The organism is Ensifer sp. Root31 (assembly GCF_001424825.1).
GTDB classification, from domain to species: Bacteria; Pseudomonadota; Alphaproteobacteria; order Rhizobiales; family Rhizobiaceae; genus Ensifer; species Ensifer canadensis.
On record NZ_LMCO01000006.1, the window covers coordinates 270,316 to 280,685 of the forward strand.

At 61.9% G+C, this 10,370-nt stretch carries 12 protein-coding genes; 5 read left to right on the forward strand and 7 right to left on the reverse strand.

The annotated features are described in order from the left end of the window. The first annotated feature begins 101 nt into the window (after positions 1 to 101). Positions 102 to 257 (forward strand): DUF3309 family protein, encoded by a 156-nt coding sequence (locus tag ASD00_RS38495; RefSeq protein WP_082523479.1) that lies wholly within the window; start codon positions 102 to 104, stop codon positions 255 to 257. A 29-nt stretch (positions 258 to 286) separates the two neighbouring features. After that, positions 287 to 1,303: a DNA topoisomerase IB gene (locus tag ASD00_RS08140; protein WP_082523480.1), complete on the forward strand. Its 1,017-nt coding sequence runs from the start codon at positions 287 to 289 to the stop codon at positions 1,301 to 1,303. Between the two features lie 12 nt (positions 1,304 to 1,315). On the opposite strand, the gene ASD00_RS08145 is transcribed toward ASD00_RS08140, so the two are convergent. From ASD00_RS08145 to ASD00_RS08160, 5 genes are all read right to left on the reverse strand, one after another. Then, positions 1,316 to 1,678: a response regulator gene (locus tag ASD00_RS08145; RefSeq protein ID WP_057205942.1), complete on the reverse strand. Its 363-nt coding sequence runs from the start codon at positions 1,676 to 1,678 to the stop codon at positions 1,316 to 1,318. After that, positions 1,675 to 4,968: a PAS domain S-box protein gene (locus ASD00_RS08150; protein WP_057205944.1), complete on the reverse strand. Its 3,294-nt coding sequence runs from the start codon at positions 4,966 to 4,968 to the stop codon at positions 1,675 to 1,677. The genes ASD00_RS08145 and ASD00_RS08150 overlap by 4 nt, the downstream gene beginning before the upstream one ends. A gap of 118 nt (positions 4,969 to 5,086) precedes the next feature. Next, positions 5,087 to 6,157 (reverse strand): putative zinc-binding metallopeptidase, encoded by a 1,071-nt coding sequence (locus ASD00_RS08155; RefSeq protein WP_057205946.1) that lies wholly within the window; start codon positions 6,155 to 6,157, stop codon positions 5,087 to 5,089. Positions 6,158 to 6,199: 42 nt separating this feature from the next. After that, positions 6,200 to 6,385: a hypothetical protein gene (locus tag ASD00_RS39840; protein WP_156585497.1), complete on the reverse strand. Its 186-nt coding sequence runs from the start codon at positions 6,383 to 6,385 to the stop codon at positions 6,200 to 6,202. A 155-nt stretch (positions 6,386 to 6,540) separates the two neighbouring features. Continuing rightward, complete coding sequence (locus ASD00_RS08160; RefSeq protein WP_057205948.1) at positions 6,541 to 6,741, reverse strand: CsbD family protein; 201 nt, start codon at positions 6,739 to 6,741, stop codon at positions 6,541 to 6,543. Between the two features lie 205 nt (positions 6,742 to 6,946). Here ASD00_RS08160 and ASD00_RS08165 point away from each other — a divergent pair, with 205 nt between their 5' ends. Next, positions 6,947 to 7,654 carry a YetF domain-containing protein gene (locus ASD00_RS08165; protein WP_025429735.1) on the forward strand — a complete coding sequence of 236 codons (708 nt, stop codon included), beginning with the start codon at positions 6,947 to 6,949 and terminating at the stop codon, positions 7,652 to 7,654. A gap of 86 nt (positions 7,655 to 7,740) precedes the next feature. Then, positions 7,741 to 8,433 (forward strand): aspartate/glutamate racemase family protein, encoded by a 693-nt coding sequence (locus tag ASD00_RS08170; protein ID WP_200951446.1) that lies wholly within the window; start codon positions 7,741 to 7,743, stop codon positions 8,431 to 8,433. A gap of 90 nt (positions 8,434 to 8,523) precedes the next feature. Here the strand turns inward: ASD00_RS08170 and ASD00_RS08175 are convergent, their stop codons facing one another. Then, positions 8,524 to 9,537: a 1-aminocyclopropane-1-carboxylate deaminase gene (locus ASD00_RS08175; RefSeq protein WP_057205951.1), complete on the reverse strand. Its 1,014-nt coding sequence runs from the start codon at positions 9,535 to 9,537 to the stop codon at positions 8,524 to 8,526. A gap of 159 nt (positions 9,538 to 9,696) precedes the next feature. Here ASD00_RS08175 and ASD00_RS08180 point away from each other — a divergent pair, with 159 nt between their 5' ends. After that, positions 9,697 to 10,161, forward strand: coding sequence for an Lrp/AsnC ligand binding domain-containing protein (locus ASD00_RS08180; RefSeq protein WP_025429738.1), 465 nt, complete (start codon positions 9,697 to 9,699; stop codon positions 10,159 to 10,161). Positions 10,162 to 10,229: 68 nt separating this feature from the next. Here the strand turns inward: ASD00_RS08180 and ASD00_RS41545 are convergent. Next, positions 10,230 to 10,370, reverse strand: a 141-nt coding sequence (locus tag ASD00_RS41545) for a type II toxin-antitoxin system VapC family toxin (protein WP_244496030.1), incomplete at its 5' end; no start/stop codon positions are given.

Consider the following 10,370-nt stretch of genomic DNA (forward strand, 5'->3'; position numbering starts at 1 on the left):
GTCGCGGCTCGTTGCGTCTTGGCTGCTGCACGGGTGACGGAACCAATGCGCCTCCGCCGCATTTTCCCAACACGTTACAACGCATTAGGGAAGGTGGAGCCATGCTTGGAACCATTCTGCTTATCGTATTGATTCTGCTGCTGATCGGTGCGTTTCCGAGCTGGCCGCATTCGACCAACTGGGGCTATGGCCCATCGGGCATACTCGGCGTTCTGGTCGTCGTTCTCTTGATCCTCCTGCTCCTGGGACGGATCTGACGGTGGCGTAAATCTTGTCATCCGCGTCGATGGAACCCGACCTCATCTACGTGACCGACGCCGATCCGGGCATAAGGCGCTACCGGAAGGGAAAGCGCTTCAGCTATCGCCTTCCGGACGGCTCGACCCTCAAGGATCCGGACACCCGAGCGCGTATTGCAGCGCTCGGCCTGCCACCCGCCTATGAGCGTGTCTGGATCTGTTCCAAGCAGAACGGCCACCTGCAGGCGACCGGCTTCGATGCGCGCGGGCGAAAGCAGTACCGCTACCATGATGCCTGGCAGGAAATGCGCAATCACGCCAAGTTCGATCAGTTGATCGACTTCGCCACGGCCCTGCCGAAAATTCGCCGGACCCTTCGCCGCCATATGGATGGGCCGCTTGACGATGCTCGCACCGTGCTCGCCGCCCTTTCGACGCTGCTCGATCAGGCGAGCCTGCGCGTCGGCAACGCCACCTATGTCGAGGAAAACGGCACCTATGGCGCAACGACGCTTTTGAAACGGCATCTCAAGCTGCGCGATGAGGGCATCGAGCTTCGCTTCATGGGCAAGGGCGGCAAGCGTGTCGTTCGCCGGCTGCGTAGTCCGCGGCTGCAACGGTTGCTCGAAGATATTGCCGACCTGCCCGGACGCCAGCTTTTCGTCAGCAGGGACGCGAACGGTGATCTGCATCCGATCGATTCCGGTCGGCTCAATCGCTATCTCGCTGACATCTCCGGTGCACCGATCTCGGCCAAGACATTTCGCACCTGGGCGGGAAGCGTCGCCGCTTTTACCGAGGCGCGCCTGGCGCTGGCGGAGGAGCGGCGCCCCTCGGTCAAGCGGATGTGCGAGGCGGCGGCCGACGTGTTGCACAATACCCCGGCTGTCTGCCGCAAGAGCTATGTTCACCCTGATATCATCGCCCTTGCCGATAGGGAGGGCAAAATCAACCTGCGGCGGCTTGAGGCGCGGCCAAGGCAAAGCAGCCTGTTGCGTGCCGAGGAGGATCGCCTGCTGCGGTTCCTCCAATACGCCGCGCGCGCGAAGAGGCGTGCGACCTGAGTTGGGTCGTGATCATTTGCCGGCCAGCAGGCCCTCAACTGTGCGGATGAGGTCTCGGCTGTTGAACGGCTTGGAAAGGCGGGGAAGGTTGCGATACTGCTCGGGAAGGTCGGAGGCGGCGTAGCCGGTCAGCAACAGCACCGGAACGCCGCGGGCCAGCAGCTCGTCTGCCACGGGATAGACGAACTCACCGTTGAGATTGACATCGAGCGTCGCTGCCTGCGGTGTCTCCCGCTTTGCCGCGGCGATCGAACTGCGCAGGCTGGTGAAGGGGCCGATAACATCGAAACCCGCGGCCTGCAGGTCGTCCTGGATCTGTATCGCCAGCAGATACTCGTCCTCGACAACAAAGACGCTCCGTTGTCCGCCATTCATCGTTCAGCACCTGCGGCGTAGGGCATGTGGATCGTGTACCTCAAACCGCTCTTTGCAAAATCCAGTTCGACGTCGGCGCCGAGGTCGGAGCCGACGACGCGTTCCAGCAGCAGCCGGCCAAAACCGTTTCTGGAAGGCGGGGCGACTACGGGACCACCGGTTTCACACCAGTCGATGTGAAGCGCCTTGTTGGCCCGATCCAGGCTCCAGCTGACGTCGACATGCCCGCTTTCCACCGAAAGCGCGCCATGCTTGGCGGCGTTGGTTGCGAGCTCATGGGCCGCCATGCCAAGGGCCAGAGCGTGCCGTGGCGAGAGCATGATCGCCGGTCCGCCGAAGGAGACGTTGCCGGCGTTTTCGTTCTTGTAGGGCGCAAGCTCATCGCAAAGGATCGTTTCCAGCGAAACGCCGGCCCAGGTTGCTTCCGCGAGCCGGGTATGCGTCTGGGCGAGAGCCCGGATGCGCGCATGAAACGACTGCTCGGCCTCCTTGCGGTCGGGGGTCATGGCGAAGGACTGGCGGGCGATCGAGGTGACGGTCGCGAGCGTGTTCTTGACACGGTGGCTGAGTTCGGCAACCAGCAGATTGCGCTGCGCCTCGGCGTCCTTGCGTTCGGTAATGTCCATGCAGACGCCGGCGAGGCGCAGCGAGGAGGGTCCTGCGCCTTGCAGAAAACGGCCGAACGCCTCCAGCCAGCGAATGGATCCATCGGGGCGGCGGATGCGATAGGATGTGTGGTAGTCCTCGCGCCTTTCGATGGCGGATTGGATCTCAAGCTCGACCATGGCGAGATCATCAGGGTGGATGTCCGCCTTGAAGTCGTCGAGCGTGCCGCCGAAACTGCCCGGCTCTAGCCCGTGAAGTGCTTCGAGGCCCGGCGACCAGATCACCTTGCCGGTGTCGAAGTTCCATTCCCAAGCCCCCATCCGGCCGGCTTCGAGCGCCATCTGCAGCCGCCGCTCGCCATCGCGCATCGCCTGTTCGGTCTCCTTGCGCTCGGTGATATCGACGAAAGCGGCAACTGCGCCTTGCGGTATGCCCCAGGCGTCGATCAGCGGCGTGGCATTGCCTAGCAGATGCCGGGACGTGCCGTCGTCAAAGCGGATCTCCTGTTCGAAGCTGCGCACCTCTTCGCCGCGTGCCGCCCGCTGGACCGGCAATTCGTCCGGCGAAAGCAACCTGTCTTGCGAATAGACCTTGAAGTGCGCGGGCCGTTCGCCGGGCGGTGCCGAGAGGGAGGGATTGCTCTCAGGCGGCAGCCGCAGCAGCTCGAACGAGCTTCTGTTGCCGCTGATGACCCGACAATCCGGGGTCCTGGCAATCCAGATCGGCGCCGGGACCGCTTCCATGAGCGCGAGCACCTCCGTCGCCCTGGCGCGCTCCTTTGCCTCGTTGTGCCGCAGCAGATCTTCGGCCCGCCGTCTCGCCTCTTCGGTCCGGATGCGCTGCACGCTGAAGCTCAGCTGGCGGGCGATGGTCTGAGCGAGGTCGACCTCGGAAGCGGCGAAGTGATGCGTCGTGTCGTAGTAGGTCATGAACTTGCCGATCAGTCGGCCTGCCGAGACCAGCGGAATGAAGCCGAGAGCGCCGATGCCTTCGGTTCGAACGGCTGCGCGCAACTCATCCGAGATGTCGGCCAGGCCAATATCTTCGATGAAGATTGGGTTGGGATCCTGCGCCTCCGCGCTCCATGGCGTGTGGCCGTCGACGGCGAGGCGATAGCGTTCCGAAAGTCCGCGGGAGGCGACAAAACGCATGGTGCCGGTCTCGTCGATGAGCAGGATCGATGCCCGGCTGCAGCGCAGCGCCGATTGAATGGCGTCGAGCGCAGCCTCATAGACGGCAGCGATCGACCGCGCACGGTGCACTCGCTCGGTAAACTGATAGAGCGAAGCCTGCTCGCGCAGGCGCTCGGAAAGCACCAGCTCGGCTGCCTTGCGTTCGCTGATATCGCGGGCAATCTTCGAAGCGCCGACGACACGCCCCTCGTTATCGAGGATCGGCGATATCGTCAGCGATATGTCGATGAGGGTGCCATCCTTGCGTTGCCGTCTCGTTTCATAGTGATCGACGCGTTCGCCTTTGCGGATCCGGTCTAGGATTTGCATTTCCTCGTCTTCATGGCCCTTCGGAATGAGGCGCATGATCGGGGTTCCCACCATCTCCTGCACGCTGTATCCGAACAGTGCCTCGGCGCCCCTGTTCCAGCTGGTGACGACGCCGTTCAGGTCCTTGCTGACAATGGCATCATCAGAGGATTCGACGATCGATGCGAGATGGCGGGCGGAAAGCTCGGCAATCCGGCGGCTTTCGCTTTGTTTTTGGCTGTCGGCAAGCAGTCGAGCGTTGTCGATGGCGATGGCCGCTTGGGCGGCGATGGCAACGACGATGTCCTCGGAATCGTGGGTGAAGACACCCGGTGCGTCATGGCCGAAGAACAATCCCCCGAGCACGGCCCCGGAGCGGGCGATCACCGGAACGGCGAGGTAGCTGACAACGGGCAGATGCCCCGGCGGCATGCCGAGATGCGGCTCGCTCAACCCGTAGCGCGGGTCTTTGCGGATATCGTCGCTGCGCACGACCCTTTCGCCGTTGAAGGTCGGCGCGAACACTGCCGTCTTGCGCGGCGGGCCGAATTTTTCGAACGCTTCCCGCGGTGCGCCGGACAGGGTGAAGAGTTGAAAATGCTCACCGGTCTCGTCGACGACATTGTAGAAGAACGCACCGAATTTCGCGCCGCTGAGTTCCGTGGCGCTGTCGGTCACGGTCTGGACGATATGCTCGATATCGAGGTCGCTGGCTAAAAGCCTGGAGATGCGATCGAGCGCCTGAATGCGGTCGGTCTTGGCGCGCAGTTCCTCTTCCGCCGCCTTGTGCTTGCCGATGTCGATGAGGACATTGACGGCGCCGATCATCTCGCCTTCGGCATCGAAGATCGGTGTCGGGTAAGGAAGCACCGCCACCGTTGTCCCATCGGGACGCGCGACGGTCAATTCGTCGCCACGAACGGCGCGTTTGCTGAGGAGCGCCTCGGCCATCGGGCATTGATCGGTCGGCAGCACCGTGCCGTCAGGTCGATGCAGGCGCCAACAGACGCACCAACGGTCCGCATTGAGGCGTGGTTCGCGTCCCGCCAACTCCGCCGCAGCGCGATTGAAATAGGTGACGACCCCGGCCGCATCCGTGGTGTAGATCGCGATCGGAAGGCTGTCGAGGACAGCTCTCGATTCGATCGTCTGCGATCCCGCTGCTCCCGCCAGCGCTGCCGCCAATGCTTCTGCGCCGCTCATAATTCCCTCCGCAAGCGCTTGCTAACGCAGGGCAACGCGGCGCGATGCGATTTTGTTCCGCTTGCATCCTGTCCAACGCGGCTCGGTGATCACGCCCCAGCGTCAAATCCGGAGGCCTTTACCGGCTCGAAGTGGCGGCGCCGAGGATCAGCCGGTTGATGAAATCCAGCTTCTGGATAACCGGCTGCGACAGGACGAAGGGATAGCTGTCGGGCTGGCCCATCGACCGCTGGATGGCGTTGAGCGCAACGCTGAGCGGCACCCACGCCTCGACAAGCACGCCTGCGCTCGGCTCCCGATAGGGATCGAAGGGGATTTCGGCCTCGAGCGAATCATGCCCGATCGGATCGAGGACCATGCCGAAGGCGCGCCCGGTCTCCAAGGCGTCGACGATGTGGAAGAGATGGGCCCAGCACTCGGCGAAATCCTCTGACGGATGGGCACTCGCATAGGGGCTGATGAACCGTTCCTGCCAGTCGTCGGGAGGGCCTTGATAGTAGTGGCGTTGCAGTGCTGCCGCATAGTCCTGTGTCTCATCGCCGAACAGTGCGCGCGCCTCGATCCTTGTCGCCTCGTCAGCGACGAGTTTCTGCCAGTAGAAGTGACCGATCTCGTGGCGAAAGTGCCCGAGCAGCGAGCGGTAAGGCTCGTTCATCGATACTCGCACGCTTTCGCGAACGACGTCCTCCGCCTCGGAGGCGCGCAGACTGATCATTCCATTCTTGTGGCCCGTTCGGGCAGGTACGGTGTTGCCGTAGGTATCGACGGTGTCGGCGAGGAATTCGAACGCCAGCCCGTTCTGCGGATCCTGCTCGCGGGTGGGATGCGGCAGCCGCCAGCGCAACAACGAATAGAACAGATGACGCTGTGCCAGGCCTATTCTGCGCCAGCGCTCAAGGCCGACGCCGTCGATTGTCGGCACGATGGTGTTGTGACGACAGGCGACGCAGTAGCGATCGGGCTGATCGGCCGGCACCAGCCAATGGCAGACATCGATGACGGCATTGTCGCAGAAGCGAAAGGTCCGCGATCCGCCGCCGTGGACCTGCCACAGTCCGTCGTCGAGTGGCACCAGCGCGTGCATCGCCACATCGCCTGGATCGAACCCGAGGGTCGATCCACAGCGCATGCAGCTGCGGTTTTCAAAATGGATCGTCTGACCGCAGGCGCTACACTGGAAGAGCCGCATTCTTTCTCCTTGCAGGGGTTCTCCGGTCTTCGAAAGATGCTCTCATGTACAACTTTTGCGTGCTTTCATGGCGGCATCCAGGGCCTGCCGCGACGGGCCATATTTCTCAAACAAGGGTCGGGCTTCGAGCGGCGGCAGATCATAGGCGCAGATGAATTCGGTCAGATCATAGATCTTGCTCCAGCCGTATACCACGTATCTTTGAGCCACGGGCCGGTTCTCTTGCACGGGTCTTCCCATCGTTGTCGGATTTCTCCCTGGGGTCATGATGCGGCCACTGTTGCGGCCACGCCAACAACCCGGCTGGCCTGACAAAGTTCCATTTCCGTCGTGCTCTCAGAAAAAAACCCCGCCGGAGCGGGGTTTCTGAAATCGTTGAACGGTCAGAGCTGACGTCCATACCATTCGTCGACATCGCGGCGAGCGCGGTCCTTTTCGATGCCGTAGCGTTCCTGGATCTTGCCTTCGAGCTGATCCCGCTTGCCGGCGATCTGATCGAGGTCGTCGTCGGTGAGCTTGCCCCACTGTTCCTTGACCTTGCCCTTGAACTGCTTCCAGTTGCCTTCAACACGATTCCAATCCATCTGCGGATCTCCTGACGTTGTGGTTGCACTGATAGGCAAACGCCTCGTGTCGGCTTTGGTTCATTCATGGCGGCAAAAAGTTCGGGACGGCGATGACGCCGCACGCGCCCGGGCCGCACTTCGCTCTCGCCTTTCTCATCCAGCGCTACAGATAGAAAACGAGCAACCGTCAGCGCCTCCCGGCGCCTTGTGGAGGAGTGTTCCCATGAATGAGCCGTTCGTGGCTTTCGATCTCGGCAGGATGATGATCGGCGACGAGCCGCCGCTTTTCCTCCTCGAGATCGCGCTGAGGACGCTGATCATCTACGCCTACACGCTGTTCCTGATCCGATGGATCGGCAGCCGGTCGATCGGCCAGCTCTCGCTGGTGGAGTTCCTGCTGGTGATCGCGCTTGGCTCTGCGGTTGGCGATGCGATGTTCTATCCCGACGTCCCGCTCGTCCATTGCATCGTCGTCATCACCGTGGTCGTGCTGCTGGACAAGTCGTTGAGCTACATCGTTGCTCGCAACCGAAAGCTCGAGGACGTGATCGAGGGCGTCAGCGTCGAGGTGGTGCGCGATGGCGCAATCCTCTGGAAGGCGCTGAAGCGGCTGAACGTTGGCCACGACGAGCTGTTCGAGCAGCTCCGCCTGAAGCAGGTGCGGCATCTCGGACAGGTGCGGGCCGCCTATTTCGAAACCAACGGGCTGCTGTCGGTTTTCACCTTCGATGAGCCGTCGACCAGGCAGGGGCTGTTGATCGAGCCGCCCTGGGACGTCAGCAAGCCGACGCAGTTCCGGTCCGGATCCGCCGTTCGGGAGAAACGCCGTCTTGCCTGCGTGCAGTGCGCAGAAGTCCTCAAGCTTTCTCCGGGCGAAATGGTGCCGCCTTGTCCACGCTGTGGGGCGGAGCTCTGGCACGAGATCCATTAGCGTGTGTTGCTTGTGCGGCGGCGGATGTGGCAGAAATTAGGATCGCCGAGCTTGAGGTTTGCTCGCAATCGGGAAGGACAAGCGCATTGAAGGTCATGGGACTTATCGGCGGCATGAGCTGGGAAAGCTCTGCCCAATACTACCGTATCGTCAATCAGGAAGTCCGGGCGCGCCTGGGCGGCGTGCACTCGGCCAAGAGCCTGATGTGGTCGATGGATTTCGGTGAGATCGAGCGGTTGCAGCATATTGGCGACTGGTCGGCCCTGACGGGCGAAATGACCGATGCGGCCCGCCGCCTTGAAGCCGGCGGCGCGGATTTCCTGGTGATCTGCACCAACACCATGCACCGGATGGCCGATGCCATATCCGCAGCCGTCTCCATTCCGCTCTTGCATATTGCCGACCCGACGGCGGAGAAGATCAAGGCGCTCGGCCTCAGCCGCGTCGGATTGCTCGGCACGGCCTTCACCATGGAGCAGGATTTCTACAAGGGGCGGCTGATCGAACGGCATGGGCTGGACGTTCTGGTGCCCGGCGAAGAGGACCGGAAAACCGTCCACGACATTATCTACAAGGAGCTCGTTGTCGGCCGTGTCGAGGACGCGTCGCGCGACGCCTACCGTCAGGTCATTCAGCGACTGGTGGAACGCGGCGCCCAGGCGATCATCATGGGCTGCACCGAGATCATGCTGTTGATCTCCCAAGCCGACAGCCCCGTTCCGGTTTTCGACACCACCGAACTCCATGCGCTTGCGGCGGTCGATCGCGCTCTCGCCTGAATTGATGTCCTCTTGTCCACGGCCGGTCAGTCCTGCCCGGCCGTAGCGCTCGAAGCGGTGGGTCGAGATACCCGGCGGCCGGCGGAGATATCAGCCGTTGCGGAAGGTGTAGCCGTAGCCGTTGAGCGCTGGGGCGCCGCCGAGGTGGGCATAAAGAACCTTTGATCCCTCGGGAAAATAGCCCTTGCGAACGAGATTGATCATGCCCTGCATCGATTTGCCTTCATAGACGGGGTCGGTGATCATGCCCTCGAGGCGGGCGCAAAGCCGGATCGCCGCCTTGGTCTCGTCGGAGGGCACGCCGTAGACCGGATAGGCATAATCCTCGAGCAGCACCACGTCCTCTTCGGTGAGATCGGTGCCGAGCTCGACCAACTCGGCGGTCCTGCGGGCAATGTCGAGAACCTGTGCTTTTGTCTGCGCCGGGGTGAACGAGGCGTCGATGCCGATGACCTGCCGCTGGCGGCCGTCCTTGGCAAAGCCCACCAGCATGCCGGCATGGGTCGAGCCGGTGACGGTGCAGACGACGATGTAGTCGAACTTGAAGCCAAGCTCTTCCTCCTGCGCACGCACCTCCTCGGCAAAGCCGACATAGCCCAGCCCACCGAACTTGTGCACGGAGGCGCCGGCGGGGATGGCGTAGGGTTTGCCGCCACGCGCTTTCACGTCCTCGATCGCAGCCTCCCAGCTTTGGCGGATGCCGATGTCGAAACCTTCATCGACCATCTGGACCTCGGCGCCCATGATACGGCTGAGCATGATGTTGCCGACGCGGTCGTAGACGGCGTCCTCGTGCGGCACCCAGCTCTCCTGCACCAACCGGCATTTGAACCCGATCTTGGCGGCAACGGCGGCGATCATGCGCGTGTGGTTCGATTGAACGCCTCCGATCGACACCAGCGTATCGGCTCCGGAGCTGAGCGCATCCGGAATGATATATTCCAGCTTGCGCAGCTTGTTGCCGCCGAAGGCGAGGCCGGAATTGCAGTCGTCTCTCTTGGCGTAGATCTCGACCTGACCGCCCAGATGGCCCGAGAGCCGGTCGAGTTTCTCGATATGCGTCGGCCCGAAGGTGAGCGGGTAACGTTCGAATTTTTCCAGCATGTTGTTCCCTTCCTTCTGTTTTGAAAGTCAGGAAACGCTACCACCCATCACGTGGAAGGTGCTCTCTAATATCATGCAAAGATTTTGCATTTGCCCCGGCAAATTGCATAAGATCACAGATTGCATCCGCATATCACGACAAACAAGGAAGATTCTTCCATGCAAGGTGAACTCGATCGTATCGATCTCAAGATGCTGCGCCTGCTGCAGAAGAACGGCCGGCTGACCAATGCGGAGCTGGCGCAAATGGTCGATGTCAGTGCTGCGACATGCCACCGCCGGACGCAGAGGCTGTTCGAGGAAGGTTACATCAGCAATGTGCGTGCGCTTGTGGCGCCGCAGAAGGTCGATCGCGGCGCGCTGGTCATGGTCGGCGTGGTGCTCGATCGCTCGACGCCGGAGAGTTTTCGCGAATTTGAAAAGGCGGTCGAGAAGCTGAAGTTCATCCTCGACTGTCATCTCGTTGCCGGCGACTTCGACTACTTCTTGAAAATTCGCGTGGGTGACATGGCCGATTTCAATCGGATCCACGGGACGCAGCTGATCGCGCTGCCGGGCGTCCGCCAGACAAGGACGTTCTTCGTGATGAAGGAAGTGGTCGACAACGCCGCCCTCGATTTTTGAACGGTCGGCGCGATCGACCCCGGGCTAGAGGCTCACCGTTTGTGTGCGACGACCCCGCTCGTCGTTTGTCATGCTGCCTCTATGTCTGTGCGCGAGAAATCGTCACCATTGAAGAGCAATGGCTCGTTGCGCGACTTGGCCAGCGCATAGGAAAAACAGTCCCCAAAATTCAGGCTCGCCGGGTGCCGGCCCTTGCCAAAGTTGCGCCA